Annotated in this window: 16 protein-coding genes; 3 read left to right on the top strand and 13 right to left on the bottom strand. The window is 37.3% G+C overall.

Annotation, left to right across the window (positions count from 1 at the left end; translation table 11 throughout):
* The 5 genes from pgl to glpX all read right to left on the bottom strand — a co-directional run bounded on the left by pgl (position 1) and on the right by glpX (position 6058).
* A complete protein-coding gene (gene pgl, locus SOI85_RS01065; RefSeq protein WP_320664383.1) occupies positions 1-714 on the bottom strand; it encodes a 6-phosphogluconolactonase in 714 nt (237 codons plus the stop codon).
* Positions 715-723: 9 nt separating this feature from the next.
* Positions 724-2142, bottom strand: a complete 1419-nt coding sequence (gene gndA, locus SOI85_RS01060; protein WP_320664382.1) for an NADP-dependent phosphogluconate dehydrogenase — start codon at positions 2140-2142, stop codon at positions 724-726.
* Between the two features lie 149 nt (positions 2143-2291).
* Positions 2292-3587, bottom strand: coding sequence for a glucose-1-phosphate adenylyltransferase (locus SOI85_RS01055; protein ID WP_320664381.1), 1296 nt, complete (start codon positions 3585-3587; stop codon positions 2292-2294).
* Between the two features lie 145 nt (positions 3588-3732).
* Complete coding sequence (locus SOI85_RS01050; RefSeq protein ID WP_320664380.1) at positions 3733-5022, bottom strand: glutamyl-tRNA reductase; 1290 nt, start codon at positions 5020-5022, stop codon at positions 3733-3735.
* A gap of 31 nt (positions 5023-5053) precedes the next feature.
* On the bottom strand, positions 5054-6058 hold the full coding sequence (gene glpX / locus SOI85_RS01045) for a class II fructose-bisphosphatase (RefSeq protein WP_320664379.1): 1005 nt from the start codon (positions 6056-6058) through the stop codon (positions 5054-5056).
* Positions 6059-6260: 202 nt separating this feature from the next.
* On the opposite strand from glpX, the gene rpe reads away from it, so the two are divergent.
* Complete coding sequence (gene rpe / locus SOI85_RS01040) at positions 6261-6992, top strand: ribulose-phosphate 3-epimerase (protein ID WP_320664378.1); 732 nt, start codon at positions 6261-6263, stop codon at positions 6990-6992.
* A gap of 18 nt (positions 6993-7010) precedes the next feature.
* Here rpe and ccsB read toward each other — a convergent pair whose 3' ends face one another.
* The 6 genes from ccsB to SOI85_RS01010 all read right to left on the bottom strand — a co-directional run bounded on the left by ccsB (position 7011) and on the right by SOI85_RS01010 (position 13023).
* Positions 7011-7952 carry a c-type cytochrome biogenesis protein CcsB gene (gene ccsB / locus SOI85_RS01035; RefSeq protein ID WP_414477796.1) on the bottom strand — a complete coding sequence of 314 codons (942 nt, stop codon included), beginning with the start codon at positions 7950-7952 and terminating at the stop codon, positions 7011-7013.
* Between the two features lie 19 nt (positions 7953-7971).
* Entirely contained in the window at positions 7972-9165 is a 1194-nt protein-coding gene (locus SOI85_RS01030) for an LptF/LptG family permease (RefSeq protein WP_320664376.1), read from the bottom strand.
* An 8-nt stretch (positions 9166-9173) separates the two neighbouring features.
* The gene (lptB, locus tag SOI85_RS01025) at positions 9174-9902 is read right to left on the bottom strand and encodes an LPS export ABC transporter ATP-binding protein (protein ID WP_320664375.1); all 729 of its coding nucleotides are present in this window, start codon (positions 9900-9902) and stop codon (positions 9174-9176) included.
* Between the two features lie 38 nt (positions 9903-9940).
* Positions 9941-10330: a DUF309 domain-containing protein gene (locus SOI85_RS01020; RefSeq protein WP_320664374.1), complete on the bottom strand. Its 390-nt coding sequence runs from the start codon at positions 10328-10330 to the stop codon at positions 9941-9943.
* The gene (gene typA, locus SOI85_RS01015; protein ID WP_320664373.1) at positions 10327-12129 is read right to left on the bottom strand and encodes a translational GTPase TypA; all 1803 of its coding nucleotides are present in this window, start codon (positions 12127-12129) and stop codon (positions 10327-10329) included. Before typA ends, SOI85_RS01020 begins: the two co-directional genes overlap by 4 nt.
* A 153-nt stretch (positions 12130-12282) precedes the next feature.
* Positions 12283-13023, bottom strand: a complete 741-nt coding sequence (locus SOI85_RS01010) for a M15 family metallopeptidase (RefSeq protein ID WP_320664372.1) — start codon at positions 13021-13023, stop codon at positions 12283-12285.
* Between the two features lie 112 nt (positions 13024-13135).
* On the opposite strand from SOI85_RS01010, the gene chlP reads away from it, so the two are divergent.
* A complete protein-coding gene (gene chlP / locus SOI85_RS01005) occupies positions 13136-14488 on the top strand; it encodes a geranylgeranyl reductase (RefSeq protein WP_320664371.1) in 1353 nt (450 codons plus the stop codon).
* Positions 14489-14508: 20 nt separating this feature from the next.
* On the opposite strand, the gene glyS is transcribed toward chlP, so the two are convergent.
* Positions 14509-16677 (bottom strand): glycine--tRNA ligase subunit beta, encoded by a 2169-nt coding sequence (gene glyS / locus SOI85_RS01000; protein WP_320664370.1) that lies wholly within the window; start codon positions 16675-16677, stop codon positions 14509-14511.
* Between the two features lie 95 nt (positions 16678-16772).
* Here glyS and SOI85_RS00995 point away from each other — a divergent pair, with 95 nt between their 5' ends.
* Complete coding sequence (locus tag SOI85_RS00995; RefSeq protein ID WP_320664369.1) at positions 16773-18554, top strand: NADPH-dependent assimilatory sulfite reductase hemoprotein subunit; 1782 nt, start codon at positions 16773-16775, stop codon at positions 18552-18554.
* On the opposite strand, the gene SOI85_RS00990 is transcribed toward SOI85_RS00995, so the two are convergent.
* Positions 18512-19186, bottom strand: coding sequence for a M15 family metallopeptidase (locus SOI85_RS00990; RefSeq protein ID WP_320664368.1), 675 nt, complete (start codon positions 19184-19186; stop codon positions 18512-18514). The genes SOI85_RS00995 and SOI85_RS00990 overlap by 43 nt on opposite strands.
* Positions 19187-19233: the final 47 nt, after the last annotated feature.

Below are 19233 nucleotides of genomic sequence, written 5' to 3'. Positions count from 1 at the left end.
CTAAATCAACATTGCTGAAGATTGATCTGCGATTATATCTATACAACTTAAAGGTTTAATTAATTTAGAAGGAGTTCTATTTGGATCTTCAAGAGGGTCTATTAATCTTTTTAATGCAATTTGCTTCGAAGAACCACTTACAAGAAATATCACTTTTTTAGATGCACTAATTACAGGATGAGTAAGAGTTATGCGCTCCTGATTATTACCAGTTGAAACAGTTGTCCATCTGTTATTTACTTCTAATGAATCCGTATAAGGGAATAAAGAAGCAGTATGTCCGTCTTCTCCTAGACCAAGCAACATAAGATCAAAAATAGGGGGATCACCTGAACATTTCTCCATCAAAAGCTTTTCATAGAATTCAGCACTGGCTTGTGGATTTTTTAATTCAGTTGTGGGAACAGAATAAAAAGATGCTTTTTCACCTGGATAACTTGAAAGCAATGAATTCTTCACCATCAAAGCATTGCTTAATTCGTGATTTTCCGGAACCCATCTCTCGTCGCCCAGAAAAACATCAATTCTTTCCCAAGGGACTAATTTCTTTGAAAGCAATTTATAAATAGATAAAGGAGTAGATCCTCCCGAAAGGGAGATCTGAACCCTCCGCTTCTCTTGAAGATTTGATTGAATATTCTCTACAATTAAATCTGTAGCTTTATTTGCTAGTTCTATCTTGTCTCCTACTTTAATTATTCTGTAATTAGACATAATTTAAAATCACTTAATCCATTCAGTATGAAAACTGCCTGGCATATCAACTCTTTCATAGGTATGAGAACCAAAGCAATCTCTCATAGCCTGCACCAAGTTTTGCGGCAATCTAGATGTCCTATAACTATTTATATAATCCAAGCTACTGCTAAAGCAAGGAACTGGAATTCCTGATTTAACTGCTCCTGAAACAACACTAGTTAATCCAGGTAAACGATCATTAACTTGCTTAGCGAACCAAGGATCAAGAAACAAATTAGAGAGCCCATCATTATCAGTAAAAGCATTTTGTATTCTAGTTAATAAGCTTGATCTAATAATGCAACCACCTTTCCAGATTTGTGCAATTGAAGGAAGATTTAGCTCATAATTATATTCAATAGAAGCAAGCCTTAAGATCTCCATACCTTGGGCATATGAGGAAATTGTTGACAAAACGACAGCATCCATAAGAGGGGACATTCCATTCGTTGGATTACCTAAATCGAAATCAACAACACTCGGGCCTGAAATAATTGATTCTGCATATTCTCTCTGACTTTTCATAGAACTCATTACACGGCCATTTAATGATGCGTAAATTGTTGGCACAGAGGCTCCTAATTCAAGAGCACTAACAACTGTCCACAAACCAGTTCCTTTTTGACCAGCCTTGTCAGTAATTTTCTCTACTAAATCCGATCCGTCAGATGGATCTTTTGTTCTCAAGCAAGCTTCAGTTATTTCAACTAAATATGATGAAAGTTCTTCTGTTTGATTCCAAAAAGAGAAAATATCAGCCATTTGTTCTCCATCCATACCTGAGACACGTTTCATCAAGTCATAAGATTCAGCAAGAATCTGCTCAATTCCATATTCAATTCCATTATGAACTGTCTTTACAAAATGACCTGAACCTCGTGGACCTATATAGGTAACACATGGGCCATCATCCACTTGAGCAGCCATTTTGTTCAATAAATCCTCTATGGCTTTGTAAGACGATTTAGTCCCTCCTGGCATCATGCTCGGCCCCTCTAAAGCCCCCTTTGAGCCTCCAGAAACACCCATCCCTATATAACCAAAGCTCTTGCTCTCAAGTTCTAAAACCCTTCTTTCTGTATCTGCGAATTGAGAGTTCCCTCCATCGATCAGCAAGTCACCTTCCTGCAAATAAGGAGAAATTTGTTGAATGACAGCATCAGTCGCTGGACCTGCTTTTACCATCATCAATATTCTGCGAGGTCTTTCTAACTTGGAAACAAAATCCCTAAGATCCTTTGCTCCTTCTATTGACTTACCTAAAGCTCTCTCTGAGAGAAAAGCTTCTGTTTTTGAGTATGTACGGTTATAGACAACACTTGAAAAACCATTTCTTTCTGCATTAAGAACAAGGTTCTCTCCCATCACCCCAAGACCTATCAAACCAAAATGTGCCTTGGACATGGATTCTTAAAAGCTTTTACATGAGTCAGTGTGACGATTGAATATTAATTACGCTCCTAATAAGTACCCAATGTCAGCATTGAAAAATTCTTTTTTAGAATTTATCTTGAAAAATTAGTAAATTCCTAGGAATTCAAAGGGTATCTTTTTTAAATAATTGTACCGTCTGGAATAGTTGCATTCTTCACGACAACGACAATTCCATTTCGAATATAAAAACCCTGATCTGCTCTATCAGCTTCTTCAATTCTTTCCTTATTTAATATCTTTACGTTATCTCCTACACGAGTGTTTTTATCAAGAATAGCTCTCTTGACGGTGGTACCTACTCCCACCCCAAGAGGAATTCCACCTCCTTTTCTTAGGGCAATTCTCTCATCAGAAGACTCAAAAAAGTCAGACCCCATGACAAGACAGTCTTCCAAAACCACTTCGCTCTCAATTCTGCTCCTAACCCCTAAAACACAATGGTGAATACTGCAGGATTTCAATATTGAACCTTCACAGACTATTGAGTTCGTAATTTGTGCGTCAACAAGTTTTGAAGGCGGTAAATATCTTTGACGAGTATAAATAGGGAATTTCTCATCATAAAAGCTAAAAGGAGGAGTTGGCTGTTGAGTTAATGCCAAATTAGATTCAAAGAAAGCCCCTATAGTTCCAATATCTTCCCAATAATCATTGAAAACATAGCTTTTAAGCTTATCTCCTCTATTTAAAGCTTCTGGTATAACTTCTTTCCCAAAATCAGTATGTGATGGATGCTTATTCAAAAGATCAAACAAAGTATCACGACTGAAAACATATATACCCATGGACGCCAAATAAGGCTTTTGGATGGCGGACTCTTTAGGTAAGCCAAAACGCGAGGTATCAACAGCCATTGCCTTTAAAGAATCTCCAGTAGGTTTTTCCCTAAATTCTTTTATATTTCCATTATCATCAGTTCTCATTAAACCAAAACCCTCTGCTTGACTAGCATCTACAGGCAAAGCAGCAACTGTTAAATCGGCTCCTTGAGACCGATGATGTTCAACAAAAAGGCTGTAATCCATTCGATATAGCTGATCACCCGAAAGTATTAAATATTCATCGACATCCCATTCTTGAAAAAGCCATTGATATTTTCTAACTGCATCTGCTGTACCTTCAAACCATGATGGGCTTTCCGGGGTTTGCTGAGCAGCTAAAACCTCTACAAAACCTTGCCCAAAAGGAGCACTTAAATTATAAGTTTGTCCAATATGCCTATTAAGAGAAGCACTATTAAATTGAGTTAAGACATACATCTTATTGATGTCTGAATTAATGCAATTACTAATAGGTATATCTATTAATCGGTATTTGCCAGCTAACGGCACAGCTGGTTTTGCCCTCATTTTAGTAAGGGGATATAGACGTGAACCTTTACCACCTCCAAGAATGATCGCTAAGACACGCTTCATCCGCCCCTTTTAATCCACTATGCGGGGTCAAACTTACTGGAAGATGTGTCAATAAAGAGCATAAAGAACCAATACTTATTAAGACTTATGGGAATCAACACGAGAAAGCTAATGTTATCAATGGCTTACGGTTAATTACATAAATCTACAAATCAAAAAGGTTTTCGATCTTCCTTAATGAGTCAATCCGATCAGTACGTGCTTGTGGAGCTCTTAATTTTGTTACAGGTGTATGCAATATCTTATTAATAATTCCCTTACTCAATGCCTCTACAACTTTTCTTTCTCTAGCAGAGAAATCTGGACCCATTCTACTTAAAGCCTTCTGCAATTCTTCTTTTCTAATCCCTTCCATAGATGATCTAAGTGAATTTATGGTTGGCACAGCTTCTAAACTTTCCCACCACTCTAGAAAGAGGCGCCCTTCTTCTTTAATTAATTCCTCTGCCTGAAGAGCAAGTTTCTGTCTTGCTTCTTGATTGCGAGATACAACTTCCTGCAAATCATCAACGTCGTGAGACTGAACATTTTTCAGATGTTTTACATCTGCAGAAATATTTCTAGGCACTCCTATATCAATCAACCTTAAAGAGTTTTGTAGTGATATTTTTTTTAAACGCTCAGCATCAATGATGGGGTTCTCAGCAGCTGTACTAGTAAAAACTAGTGAAGAGTTTAATAAACAACTATCAAGGCTATCGAGTAGTAAGCAATTAATCTGAACGGTGGAAAAATCAGAAGCAAGGGATTGTGCCCTGTCAAGAGATCTATTAACCAAAGTCAAAGTTGAACATCCTTTTGCTTGAAGATGCTGGATCAACAACCTACTCATTCGACCAGCTCCTACTACTGCAACTCTCTCACTTTCTAGTGTCACCAGCTGATCCTTTCCTAAAGATTGTCCTAACTTCAACTGTGCCAACTCTACGGCTGCAGAACTTATTGAAACAGCTCCACTTCCTAAATTTGTTTCACTTCTTACACGTTTTCCTGTACTTACTGCTTGAGTAAGAAGTCTATTAAGGATGGGTCCAGTAGCTTTATTTTCTTGGCCAAGTCTGACCATCTTTTTCACTTGAGATAGAATTTGACCTTCTCCTAAGACCAAACTGTCTAGACCAGATGAAACTCTCATCAAATGAGCTACAGCTTCTTCCTGTATAAAGCTAAATAGATGGGGAAATAAAACCTCTTCTGAAAGACCAGAATGATCTTTCAGAAATTCTCTAATCTCAGATACGCCAGTATCAGGCTCTTTCACTAACGAATATATTTCCAAGCGATTGCATGTACTAAGAATAGAAACCTCTATTACTTGCTCCTTTTCTTTAAGAGAATTAAAAGAATCCCCTATTTGCAACTCAGAAATACTGAGCTTTTCTCGGACTTCAACTGGTGCCGTCCGATGGCTTAGACCGACGACAGCAATGTGCATAAATCTTCTTTGCTCCTTTTGGTCTGTATGTTCAATTTAAACCTATGGTCTTAGCTCCTTCTTTTATGTGAACTGTATTTGTAAAGCGAGCAGAATTATCAAGAGTACTAATCACGAGACTACTAGTTCTAGTGCAATCAGATTCAAACTTAACTCCGTTAAAAAGAAGTCCATCAGTTATTCCACTACCGGCAAAAACAACATTCTCGCCTGAAGCCAATTGATTAGCTTCATAAATTTTATCAACATCAGTGATTCCCATTTCATTTAATCGAGCGATATTTCCCTCCTTTGTATAGTCTGCCCATTCTTGAGTTTGCGCAACCGCAGGGTCATAAACTAATTGGCCCTGAAAATGGCCTCCCAATGCCCTCATTGCAGCAGCGCTAATAACACCTTCAGGAGCTGCACCAATACCCATTAAGCAATGAGTTCCTGTCCCAGCGAATCCGCATGCTATCGCTGCCTGTACATCTCCATCAGAAATTGGCTGAACACGTGCACCAGTAGATCTAATCTCTGAAATTAAATTTTTATGCCTAGCCCTATCCATTACCACAATTGTCAATTCACTAACTGACATTCCTAAGCAATCGCTAAGGATTTTTATATTTTCAGTCGCAGATTTTCTTATATCAACTTTTCCTTTTGCGGAAGGAGGCGCCGCAAGCTTGTTCATATAAAAATCAGGGGCATTAAATAATCCACCTGTATCTGAAGCGGCTAAAACAGCCATAGAGCCACGCTGATTGTTTGCACAAAGGTTTGTTCCCTCGCATGGATCTACAGCAAAGTCAACTCCCGGACCACTGCCAGTGCCAACTTCTTCTCCGATATAGAGCATCGGAGCTTCATCCCTTTCTCCTTCTCCAATAACTATTCGTCCCTGCATCTGTATTTGACCCATTCGCTTACGCATGGCCTCAACAGCAGCAGCATCTGCTTCATCCTTCTTACCTAAACCTGTTAGATGAGCTGAAGCAATTGCTGCTTGTTCTACGACCTCGAGAATTTCCTGAATAAGAGTGCGATCCACTGTTTGAAGAGGTTTAGATAAAGAACAGCCCTTAACGAATGAACTAATTACGACTTTTTGATGAAAAGTTTTTCATCAATTCGATTTACGCGAATCGCAATAGATCAATGCATCGAGCGGGGTCAACTTTATCAGTGCAGCCTCTCAGAAAAAAGAAGGTACTTCAGATATATAGAATCATTGTAAATTTCTTGTTTTTTGTATGAGCACCCAAAACCGTCCAATCCAAATAATTCCATCAGTACTACCAGCGGATTGGGCCAATATGGGGAAATGCGTTAAAGACCTTGAAGACGCAGGGGTAGACAGAATTCAATTTGATGTAATGGACGGAAACTTTGTACCCAACCTCACTTTTGGCCCAGAAATGATCTCTGCTTGCAGAAATTATTGCAAAGTTCCCTTTGAAACCCAATTGATGGTCAGTCAATATAATTGTGAAACAATGCTTGATTCGTACGTTGAAGCGACAAAAGGGCCAAATGGGGAACCAGGCGTTGTAATAGCTCACGTAGAAGCAAATGTTCACTTACATCGAATACTTGGAAAAATTAGACAATTAGGAGGATCTCCGTCAGTTGCAATGAATCCCCATACTCCGATGGAAATGGTAAAAAATGTTTTAGACATGGTTGACCATGTACTTGTTATGACAGTTAACCCTGGTTTTGGAGGTCAGGCATACATACCAACAATGCTCGAGAAAATTAGAGATTTAAGATCATTTATTTTAGAAAATAACTTTGAGATAGATATTGAAGTCGATGGCGGAATAAAAGCTGACTGGACACTCTCTCAATGCTGCGCAGCTGGGGCTAATTGCTTTATAGCTGGAAGTGGAATGTTTGCATATCCAACCTTAAAAGAAGGCTGTGATGAGCTGAGAAAAATCGCCCAAGACGCACAAAATGGAAAGGTTTTAAGTAAGCCTTGACTACTGGAATAGTTTAACCTAAGTGTCAAAAAACCAGCCGTAACTATGTAATCCAATACCAAGTAGATTTACTCCTATATAACAAATAGAGATAACTATAAGCCCTGAAATAGCTATCAATGCAGGCTTTTTACCTTGCCAGCCTTTTACTAGGCGAACATGCAAATAAGCAGCATATACTAACCAACAAATTAATGCCCAAGTTTCCTTTGGATCCCAACTCCACCAACTTCCCCATGCTTCATTTGCCCATACTGCACCACTAATAAGACCGACAGTCAGGAGAAGAAAACCAACAGTAATAGTTCTATAACTAAGAGAATCTAGTTGCTCAATCTGGTTAAAGATAACAGGTTGAATTGAAGTGTATGAAATATCTCCAGAATCGTCTGAAGATGAAGCTCTAAATCCTCCTACACCAATTGAACTACTTCTGATTTGGAGATCACCCGATCTATCTATAAATAATACTGCAAAAGATAATAAAGAGCCCACAATCAAAGCTGCATAACTGCACATTATTACACTTACATGCATAACCAACCAACTCGACCTTAGTGCAGGAACTAATGGCGCAGCAAGCCTTAATTGATCAGGAAGTGCAAAACTTGCAAAAGAGATAGTTAGTAAAGATATAGGTATAGAAAAAGCTGCAATAAAAGGAGAGTTCCATGATCTCTCAACTAGAAGTTGGACGATTGTGCAAGCCCAGGTTAAGAAACAAAGAGATTCATATAAATTACTGATTGGGAAATGACCAGATTGCCACCATCGAAGGATCAATTGGGTTGCTAAAAATAAATTTGCAATAGCAACCATTAGCTTTACCACAACAGAAACTTGTGAGCCGCCAGCCGCCCAAAAAGAAAAAGGTAAGGAAATTAAGAGAAATAAAAAAGCTAAAAATCCAAAAAGAAGAACTGGATCTCCTATATAACTATTAATATCAATTAGATTCATATTCATTAAGGTTTAAATTTCATTTATCTGCCTGGCTAAGTAAGAAGCCACCACCAGAAAGAGATATCAGCACTGGGGACCAAGCTGCCAATAAAGGATCAAGAGAACCTGTGATACCCAATGAGCTAAAGCTAAAGCTTAAGACATAGTAAACAAGGATTAAAACAATACTTAAGCCAAACCCTTGACTTTGACTTTTTCTTATATTTGATTTTAAACCCAGACTACTTCCAATTAAGGCAAAAACTATACACGCAATTGGCAAAGTGAATTTCTCTTGAATTCTGACTTTCATCCTTCTTTCCTCTTTTATATTTCCAGTTTGCTTATATAATTGCTCTGCTTTTCTTGCTTGGTAAATTGTCATATTATTTGCGTCTTTTGGCAATTCTGCAATTTGCCTAGGGCCAGAATCTAATGGATAAATATAACTATCAAAATCAACAGAAGTAGAAGTATTATTAGGTGCAAGGGTCAAAATCTTTCCATTCTCAAACAACCATTGAGCATCGGCATCCTTCCATATAGCCCTTTTTGCTACAAGCATTTGTGTATAACCAAGCCTGGTAAAATCCAATACTGTAACGTCCTTCATAACTTTATTCTGGAACTCAACTGCATAAAATAGATGAGTTAATCCATCTCTAGTTGATCTATCTAAAGGGTTAATTATCTTACCGAAACGTGAATACATTATATCTGTACCATAATCAGAATGCATAGCAACTTTGAGGCCTTTTCTTAGAGTTGCTTCTGCTAATCTATTGGATTTAGGAACTACAAAGTCATTAAAAAAGAATGTCAAGCTGGTCATAAAAAAACCTAGTACCAAGGCCGAAGCAACCATTCTTCTTGAAAGGACACCAAGGCTTCTTAAAGCTTTAATTTCACTATTTGAGGACAATTTACTATAGGCAAGTAATGAAGACATCAACATCGCCATAGGAAAAGAGATCACAAGAAACCCGGGCAACCTAAGTATTAAAACTTTGAAAGCAGATTGAAAAGGTAGACCAGACTCAACAATTTTTCTAACTAAGTCAAGCATCACTCCAAGAGAAAGTGAAACTGTTGACAAAGCAGCAATGGCAAAAATTAAGGGTGGAATTAATTCTAAAATCAACCATCTATCTAATAAAGGTATTTCTTTCAGATTGGAAGAAAGAAAGTTATTAATTTTAGATATATTTCTGGTTATATAAGTATTTGACATGTATTTTCTCAAAGCTGAAAACCCTCTCCTAAATAATTCCTACGTACAAGAGAATCACTCGCTACCTCACTAGAAAGTCCAGAAGCAAGGATCTTTCCTTCACTAAGAATGTAAGAGTTATCTGTGATAGCTAGCGTTTCCCTAACATTATGATCTGTAATTAGAATTCCCATTCCCTTATTTCTTAGTCTATGGATTAAATTTTGAAGATCAGCTACTGCCATAGGATCTACACCTGCAAAAGGCTCGTCAAGAAGTAAGAATTGTGGCCCCTTTGATCCAACAGCTAAAGCTCGGGCAATTTCACATCTTCGCCGCTCTCCTCCAGACAATTGATAACCATATCTATTTATAAATCTACCAAGGTTAAAGTCCTCGATCAATTCTTCCTTTCGTAACCGCGACAAAGGTCTAGATAGAAAGCTCTGATTGAGAGCTAATTCTAAATTTTGACTCACTGTTAAATGTCTAAAAACACTTGGCTCCTGAGGCAAATAACCAATACCCATCCTTGCTCTTCTAGGCATAGAATATTCCTGAATTGGTTGGGAATCTAATAAAACATTTCCGAAGTCAGGACGAAGGAGACCAATTAAAAGATTAAAACTTGAGGTTTTGCCAGCACCATTAGGACCAAGTAATCCAACAACCTCCCCTTGATCTACAGACAAAGAAATATCCTTAATTATAGATAGACCACCTAATTGTAATGAGACATTTTTTAGTTTAAGTCTCATAGTAAATAAAGGGTTTAATCAAAGTTATTTCAACCTAATCATAACTTTCCAGTTAAAAATGGAAGCTCATAATTAGTTAAGTCAATATCTTGATGTAATACATTTAAGCGTAATTCCACTATTTTGCATAAACCTTCAATATTCAATCCCAGATCTGGTATCCCAGACCCTTTTAATCTACCCAAACCCTCCCCATAAAGTATTTTTGCTCCATTAGTATTGCCACTCTCTAAGTGAACTTGAGCAACAGCAATCTGAAGAATACCTTGAATAGTTGATCTTTCCGGGCCATAAGTTTCATGCCAAAGATCTTCAAATAAATCATGAGCTTTATACCAATCAGCCGAATTAAAAAGCTTCAGCCCCTTGATAAAACGTTCATCATTAGTAATCTCTAATCCCTCTTTCCTTTCTGGCAGATTGCTCATTTCTTTGTAACTTTCTTACCAGGTATCTTTCTTAAACGAATTGATTCAGGGGTGACTTCAAGCATTTCATCAGATCCAATATATTCAAGTGCTCTCTCTAATGTCATATCAATAGGAGATTGAAGAGTATCTAATTCCTCTGCGCCTGCAGAACGCATATTAGTTAGTTGTTTGGTTTTACAGATATTAATCTCAAGATCCTGTGTGCGATTGTTTTCACCAATAATCATTCCTTTATAAACTTTAACTCCGGGCTTTATAAAAAATTGTCCTCGATCTTCAGCATTTTTCAATGAATAATGAGTGGCAACACCTTCCTCAAAAGATATTAAAACACCGTTTCTTCTAGCTTCAAAATCTCCTGAAGTCTTGCGATATTCAAAGAAAGAATGGCTCATTATCCCCTGTCCCCTAGTGGCACGAATGAACTCTCCTCGGAAACCAATAAGTCCTCTTGATGGAATAAGAAACTCTAATTGAGTTCTACCATCACTAGCTGTTTCCATATTTTGCATTTCTCCTCTTCTTATACCTAATTTTTCTATGCAGGCCCCCACAGATTCTGGGGGTGCATCAATAACAAGAGTTTCTACAGGTTCGCATTGAATATCATCAATAGTCCTAAAAATTACTTGAGGTTGAGATACTTGAAATTCAAATCCCTCCCTTCTCATTGTTTCTATAAGAATTCCTAAATGTAACTCTCCTCTACCACATACAGAGAACCTATCTGGTGAATCTGTTTCTTCTACTCTTAAAGCAACATTAGTAAGTAATTCTTTGAATAAGCGATCTCTTAATTGACGACTAGTTACAAATTTGCCCTCTTTCCCAGCAAATGGTGAGTCATTTACAACAAATGTCATTTGCAAAGTTGGCTCATCAACTTTAATAAGAGGAAGAGCAGTTGGTTCTTCTGGGCATGCAATAGTTTCACCTATATTAACATCATCAAATCCTGTAACAGCAACCAATTCACCTGCTATTGCCTTCTCAACTTCTATTCTCTGCAAACCTTCAAATCCTAGTAATTTCTTAATCCTTCCCTTTTTAATAGCTCCATTATCTTTTATTAAACATGCATTTTGCCCATTTTTTATAATTCCATTATGTACTCTTCCAATTACTATTCTGCCAAGAAAATCTGAATAATCTAAAGTTGTAACTTGCAGTTGAAGAGGTTTATTTTGATCTCCAACAGGAGGAGGTACATGTCTAATTATTGCGTCAAATAAAGGCTTCATGTTTTCACTTTCAGAAGCCATGTCTGACTTAGCAAAACCTCCTAAACCACTTCCAAAAAGATAAGGAAAATCACATTGATCATCATCTGCACCAAGTTCTAGGAAAAGATCTAAAACCTTATCAACTGCTGTTTCCGGATCAACTCTGGCTCTATCTATCTTGTTGACAAAAACAATAGGACGCAAACCCTGTTCAAGAGCCTTTTTAAGAACAAAACGAGTTTGAGGCATAGGTCCTTCATTCGCATCAACAATTAACAGACATCCATCTACCATTCCCAAAACTCTTTCAACTTCTCCTCCGAAGTCTGCATGGCCAGGGGTATCAACAATATTTACTCTTGTGTCCTTATAAGTAACTGCTGTGTTTTTGGAAAGAATAGTTATACCTCTTTCCCTTTCAAGATCATTTGAATCCAATACACAAGTAGGAACAGCTTCATTATCCCGGAAAATTCCGGACTGAGTTAAGAGGGCATCAACCAAAGTAGTTTTACCATGATCGACATGAGCAACTATTGCAATATTTCGGATCGATTGAGTTTGCGAACTCATTGGTTATTAAATAAAGAAGAATTCAACGTCGAAAGACGTAGTTTGGAAGGCTATCTCAAGATGAGCTCATTTTCATCATTTTATAGCTACAAAAGTTCTCTTTTCTATTAAGAATATGATTCAAAGAAAATAAAGACTTATTAATTACAGAGTCTACCTTGAATGATTAATTACTGATCTATTAGCTGGTTCAAATTGCTTCAAAGCTTTTACCGTTCCCTCATACCTCCAATGCCAGGGTTCATAGCTTATCTTTTGGACATTCCCTTTTGGGAAAGAAAGAACAAAATGGTACTTTGCTGCATTTTTCTCCAACCATTTAAAAGCGGGTGTTAATTCAAAGGAGACCTCAAAATCAGTCTCTCGCATATTCCGATCTCCTATATCAACTGCATAACCAGTACTGTGCTCAGAATACCCAGGCGGAGCAGATACTTTTGATCTTTCTACAGCTATTTGATTTCTTATTGATTTATTTTCATAAAAAATCTCTCTTTGCAAATCAATAGATCGGAATCCACTTAAAAAAACTAACTCAACTCCATCTTGGTAAGCATCTGCTTGCATCCTTTTCAAAGCAACAAGAGTATCCTTATGGACTTTGAATCCTGGATAAAGCATAACCAACTCATCAGCAGAAACCTCTGGATAAGGGTAATGACCTAATAAGCTTTCTTTCCTAATAGAATTTGCGTCATTTAAAGCTGCTTTTTCTATCAAAGATGGTTTATAAATAAAATAGAAGAGAAAAACAGTAGCTGAAATACTAATAAATACTGAAGAAATAGCTAACTGGCCAAGCCTCTTCGAACTAAACCTACGAATAGGATTAATCCTGTGAGCCACAGGAATGTCAGTATTCTGATCTCTTCGAGCTCCCTCTGCTCGACGCACAAAATTAAATGAAATACATGTTTCGATCGTAACGACCTATGCAAGTCATAGCGAAGTTATACTCTTGGCGATGTAAATTTTAAAGAGAGAATATCTACTTAAGTCATTAAAGATGTTGCGTGTAGCAGTTATCGGTGGTGGGCCAAGTGGTTCCTGTGCAGCTGAAATTCTTGCAAAGGCAGGCATTCAAACATGGTTGTTTGAAAGGAAACTAGACAATGCAAAACCATGTGGAGGAGCAATTCCTCTATGCATGGTCTCTGAATTTGACCTTCCCGAATCAATAATTGATAGGAAGGTTAGAAATATGAGAATGATTTCCCCATCAAATAGAGAAGTGGATATTAGATTAGACAAGATTTACGAGGACAGTGAAAAGGAATACATAGGGATGTGTAGAAGAGAGGTAATGGATGCATTTATGAGAAACAGAGCATCAGATTTAGGCGCAAACTTAGTAAATGGACTTGTTAGTCATATAGATACAGGGAAGAACAAACTTGGTCCCTATACACTTACTTACACTGAATACACAAAAGAAAACACCAATGGCGAGTCAAAGAAACTTGAAGTTGACTTAATAGTTGGTGCTGATGGGGCGACAAGCAGAGTTGCAAAAGTAATGGATGCAGGTGATTACAACTATGCAGTTGCTATACAAGAAAGAATAAAGCTTCCACCTGAAGAAATGAAATATTATGAAGACAGGGCAGAAATGTATGTAGGAACTGATGTTTCCCCCGATTTCTATGGGTGGGTTTTCCCAAAATATGATCATGTTGCGGCAGGAACTGGAACAATGAAAGATAATGGCTCATTGATCAAAAGCCTTCAAGCAGGAGTAAGAGAAAGGGCAAAGAAAAGGCTTGTAAATGGAGAAGTAATAAAAATAGAGGCCCATCCAATTCCTGAACATCCTCGCCCAAGACGAGTTGTAGGACGAATGGCATTAGTTGGAGATGCTGCTGGATATGTAACAAAGAGTTCTGGAGAAGGAATTTACTTTGCAGCCAAAAGTGGAAGAATGTGTGCTGAGGAAATTGTTGAAGCCAGTCAAGGTGGAAAAGTTATTCCAACAGAAAAAGACCTTAAAAAGTATCTAAGTAAATGGGATAAAAAATATGGTGCAACCTATAAGGTGCTTGATATTCTTCAAAGAATTTTTTATACAAGTGATTCTGCTAGAGAAGCCTTTGTAGAAATGTGTGATGACATGGACGTTCAAAGGATGACATTCGATAGTTATTTATATAAAACTGTTGTTGCCATGAAACCATTACAGCAATTGAAACTAACGTTCCTAACAATAGGCTCAGTCTTAAGAGGCGGAGCGTTGGCCCCTAAAACTTATAAGCCTGTACCAAGTGCTGTGAGGGATGAAAAAGAGGTAAATGCAATGCTTGCTTCCAGCTCATTAAAAAGTGGGAGCGAATCAAAAAAAGAAAAAACATCAGAGAAAGTTTAAAGAAAAGAGAATTCCTGTTTTCAGCCGACTATCTCATTGAAATCCGCAAGAATAGCTGCTTGATTTTTTAGGATTGCGAGAAGGTTCAATCTATTTTCTCTAATTTTAAGATCATCAGACATAACTAAAACACTATTATCTCCGTCAAAAAATTCAGCTAATGCTTTTGAACCTTGTACCAATCCTTTAGCTAAATCAGAGTAAGAGTCGATGGATGGAGTTTTAGTAAAAGGTTCTAAGGTTTTTATTAATTCTAGTATTTTCATTTCACTAGTCTTCTCAAATAGAGAGGAATCAATAATATCTAATGGACTCAATACTTGAGGGGATAATCTACTATTAGATGCCAGCCTAGAAGCTCTTGCAACAACAGACTGCAGAGATGAAAGAGATCCCTCTTTTCTCATTTCTGATAATAATTCAACTCGTCTTCGAGTATCAATTAAATCTGAAAGTAACCTTTCTAGATCAAGGTGCGTACCGACCACAGATTGTATTAGGTCTATATCATGTTCTTCATCTTCTAATTGACTAATGATCCTTTGCCGCAAGAACTCTGATAAGTCTTTAATGATATGTTCTTTATTAATATTGAATTTAGGGAAAAGAGCAATCCAATGATTAATAGATTTTGACAAGAATTTATTGATATCAAATTTCCAATTTCTAGAAAATAATATTTGAATAATTCCATTACCAGCTCTCCTAAGTGCATATGGATCAGACGATCCAGTAGGCCTTTTCCCTTGTGAAAAAATACTAAATAATAGTTCAAATCTTTCTGCAAGAGCAAGTATAGATCCAGCGTCTGATTTGGGGACAACATCTCCAGCAAATCTTGGTGAATAATGTTCAAGTACAGCCAAAGCTACTTCTTTTGACTCTCCTTCATTCAATAAATATTTACCACCAATAATCCCTTCTAATTCTGGGAACTCACCAACCATTTGACTTACCAAGTCATGTTTACAAAGCATTGCAGCCCTTTTTATATTAAATATATTTAGTTTTGGACCAATCACTTCTTCTACTAATACAGTAACTAGCCAATGTATTCTTTCTACACGATCAAATACTGAACCAAGACCTTGAGAGAATGAAACATTCTTCAAAAGCTCATTTCTTTGTATACTTTTTACTTTAAAATCTGATTCAACAAAGAATTTAGCATCAGCAAGCCTAGCCCTTAAAACTCTTTCGTTCCCTTTCTTAATATTATCCTTTGCAGATAACAAACCATTACTAATACAAAGAAATTTAGTCAATAAAATATTTTCTGATTGTAATGCTAAAGGATTTTCATTAAGTGTGTTGGCAAGACATAAAGGAATATACCTTTGATGAACTCTCATAACAGTTATTAAAACTTCAGGCGGTAAAGTTAAAAAGGAACTATCAAACGTTCCACAAATAAGAGATGGTGTTTCAACTAGATCTGTCAATTCATCCAGTAAAGAGGACGATAATTCTGGGAAGGCCTTATATTTCTTAGAGGCTTGGCTAACTAAATGATTAATCTTCGCTTTCCTTTCATCTCGGTTAACTTCTACGCCAACATTTTGAAGAGAAAGAAAATATTCACTAGCCGATTTAATCGATAATGAAGATTGATCAAGCCTATGTGGCCTAGTAATACGACTTGAATGTACTTCAGGGTCAGCGGAATCAAGATGGATCGGAATCAGTTCATCGTCTAGCAATGAAACAATCCATCGAATAGGACGAGAAAACCTTCGTTCTCCACTTCCCCATCTCATAAAACGCCTTCCTTGAATATTGCTAATCCAATTTGGTATCAGCTCAATTAACAAATCATTTATAAGTCTTCCTTTCTCTATTTTTTTTGCAAATACAAAATCTCCTTTCTTAGTAGTTCTAACCTCTAGATCTTCTATTTCAACCTCACAGCTTCTAGCAAAACCTATAGCTGATTGAGTGGGTGAACCATTAAGAAAAGCCTGACTTAAGGGAGGTCCCTTTCTCTCCTCTATAAAGTCATTTGCAAACTTAGAAATTTCTTCTATGAGTAATACAATTCGTCTTGGTGTACTCGTGCAATGAACTTGACCATGGCTTATTCGAAATTTATCAAGATCGATGGTTACCATCTCTGATAACTGGGGAATCACCTGTCTAGAGAAATCCGCAGGTAATTCTTCAATACCAATTTCTAGAAGAAAACTAGGCACAACAATAATTAATTAGCAAGATCACACTTTATTGATTTACAACCTAATTAATCACTGTACTTTTCGCTACGGTAAGTTAGGAAAAATATGACACCGTGACAGAAGAAGCGCATAGGTCGATCAAAAAAGAATCTAAAAGAGATGTGCCATGCATAGCTAATGGTGCTGAGAAAATTAAATTTGAAGATTTTAAGGCTGAAAGTAAATATTTGGAACACCCACTATTAAAAGAACTTAAAAATGATGCAGATCATTTCACAAATGATGCAGTTCAATTATTAAAGTTTCACGGAAGCTATCAACAAGATAATAGGGAAACCAAGGGGAAAGATTGGCAGCTGATGTTGAGATTAAGGAGTCCAGGGGGCAAAATTCATCCAGACTTATTTGTTGCTTTAGATAATCTGTCTAATGAATTAGGCAATGGAACACTCAGAGCGACAACAAGACAAGCATTTCAAATGCATGGCATTCGCAAAGAAAATTTAAAAGAAGTTATTGGAACAATAATTAAATCAATGGGCTCAACCTTAGCCGCTTGTGGGGATATCAATAGAAATGTAATGGCACCAGCTGCGCCATTTGAGAATGGCTCATACCCTGCAGTTAGGTCTTTAGCAAATGATATTGCAGACTTACTAAGCCCAGTCACCGCAGAGGGGACATATCTTGACCTATGGGTGGATGGCGATCTTAGCTACATGATTAAGCCATCTAAAGATGTTCAGAAGGCAAGGGGAAGACAGCGTATAAATGGTCTTTTTAGTGGGGATAAAAATGAACCTCTTTATGGGAAAACATATTTACCTAGAAAATTTAAATGTGCAGTTACAGCTCCTGGTGACAATTCTGTAGATCTTCTTACTCATGACATTGGATTAGTTGTTTTTACCAAGGCAAACGGCAAATTGAAAGGATGCAATGTCTACGTAGGGGGAGGTATGGGAAGAACTCATAACCTTGATGAAACATTTGCGCGTATCGCCGATCCTCTTGGATACGTTAAAGGCGAAGATATTTTTGATTTAGTACAAGCAATTCTTGCTCTCCAACGTGATTATGGAAATCGTAAGACAAGGAGACTAGCCCGTATGAAATATGTACTTAACGACATGGGACTAGAATGGTTTGTGAATGAACTTAAAACCAAATATTTTTCCAAGCCAATTGAGCCTTTAAAGCTTGAGCCTAAGATGAAACTAGAAGATTACCTTGGTTGGCATCAGCAATCCAAAGGCTTATGGTTCGTAGGCCTCCCTCTCCTGTCAGGAAGATTATCAGGGGCTATTAAGGATGGATTAAGGGCAATAGTTGATAGATATAAACTTGAGATCCGACTCACTCCAAATCAGGATATTCTCCTATGTAATATTGGCAGTCATCAAAAAGCTAGTGTTAAGAATCAATTAACACAGATTGGATTTGGAACACCCTCAGATCCAAATCCACTTCAAAGACATGGATTAGCTTGTCCAGCTCTTCCCTTATGTGGTCTAGCTCTAACTGAGGCTGAAAGGACATTTCCTGAGATACTAAATAGAATTTATTTGCAGCTACAAGCTCTATCCATATCAAAACCAATTCTAATAAGGATGACTGGATGTCCCAATGGATGTGCTCGTCCTTACATGGCCGAACTGGCCCTTGTTGGTAGTGGAAAGGATCAATATCAACTATGGCTTGGAGGGAGTAGAAATCTACAAAGACTCGCTAAACCATTTATACAACGTGTGCACATAGATAATCTGGAGAAGGTTCTAGAACCATTATTCTTAAGCTGGAAAACTAGGTCGAGGTATATAAGTTTTGGTGACCATATAGACAATTTAGATGATCAAGCCATAAAAGATTTACTCTCTCCAGAGCAAACACCATAAATAGCATTAGGGAAATTTTTGGTCCAAGCCCACAATTGATCTCCATAACTGAAATGCCACCATTCATTTGGATGTTGAACGAAGCCAGCTTGCTTCATAACATGTGAAAGAAGGCTTCTTCTCTGATGAAAAAGTGAAGAGTCATTAGTTTTATACGGAATTACGTTTTTACCATAATATTCAGGTGAGGAAACAGGTCCAATTTCGTCAATATCTCCCCCCATATCTAAAAGTTTTCCCTCAAGATCAATAAGGGTTAAATCAACAGCACCACCGGTACTGTGAGGAGGAGGCATGTTGAGATCTAAGCTTGGTGGTGCCCAAAATTTACTCACATCTTTAACAATCTGTTGGTAGTCTGAGTTATCTAAACTCTTATGAGGATTCACTCCTCGTAATCTGCATTGTTCATTAATAGAATAATCAATCATAAATTCTTGAACTGATATTGGCCTCCATGCATCAAATACCGCAACTCTTAGCTGTGAATGTTCTAACCGTAGATATTCTTCAGCTAAGAGCAATCTTCTAATTACTTCAACTCTTAAACGCCAAGGGTCTATACCATTACCATAAGGGGCGCCAAGAGACATATAAGGATGCGGTTTGATTTTATGAATTTTTGAAGGCAAGGGAATCAACCGTTCCTTGCTTTCTAGAATCCTCTTTTTGTGCCAAG

Origin of the sequence: Prochlorococcus sp. MIT 1223, assembly GCF_034092465.1 — a bacterium.
Classification (GTDB): Bacteria; Cyanobacteriota; Cyanobacteriia; order PCC-6307; family Cyanobiaceae; genus AG-402-N21.
Note: the sequence above shows the minus strand (reverse complement) of the source record. Positions and strands in the feature narration are given on the sequence as shown.

Excerpts from the sequence above, each read along its gene's own strand:
- ccsB (WP_414477796.1), bottom strand. The coding sequence starts at position 7,952 with ATGAATCTAATTGATATTAATAGTTATATAGGAGATCCAGTTCTTCTT.
- SOI85_RS01050 (WP_320664380.1), bottom strand. The coding sequence starts at position 5,022 with ATGCACATTGCTGTCGTCGGTCTAAGCCATCGGACGGCACCAGTTGAA.
- typA (WP_320664373.1), bottom strand. The coding sequence starts at position 12,129 with ATGAGTTCGCAAACTCAATCGATCCGAAATATTGCAATAGTTGCTCAT.
- SOI85_RS01030 (WP_320664376.1), bottom strand. The coding sequence starts at position 9,165 with ATGTCAAATACTTATATAACCAGAAATATATCTAAAATTAATAACTTT.
- chlP (WP_320664371.1), top strand. The coding sequence starts at position 13,136 with ATGTTGCGTGTAGCAGTTATCGGTGGTGGGCCAAGTGGTTCCTGTGCA.
- SOI85_RS01020 (WP_320664374.1), bottom strand. The coding sequence starts at position 10,330 with ATGAGCAATCTGCCAGAAAGGAAAGAGGGATTAGAGATTACTAATGAT.
- gndA (WP_320664382.1), bottom strand. The coding sequence starts at position 2,142 with ATGTCCAAGGCACATTTTGGTTTGATAGGTCTTGGGGTGATGGGAGAG.
- rpe (WP_320664378.1), top strand. The coding sequence starts at position 6,261 with ATGAGCACCCAAAACCGTCCAATCCAAATAATTCCATCAGTACTACCA.
- pgl (WP_320664383.1), bottom strand. The coding sequence starts at position 714 with ATGTCTAATTACAGAATAATTAAAGTAGGAGACAAGATAGAACTAGCA.
- SOI85_RS01055 (WP_320664381.1), bottom strand. The coding sequence starts at position 3,587 with ATGAAGCGTGTCTTAGCGATCATTCTTGGAGGTGGTAAAGGTTCACGT.
- lptB (WP_320664375.1), bottom strand. The coding sequence starts at position 9,902 with ATGAGACTTAAACTAAAAAATGTCTCATTACAATTAGGTGGTCTATCT.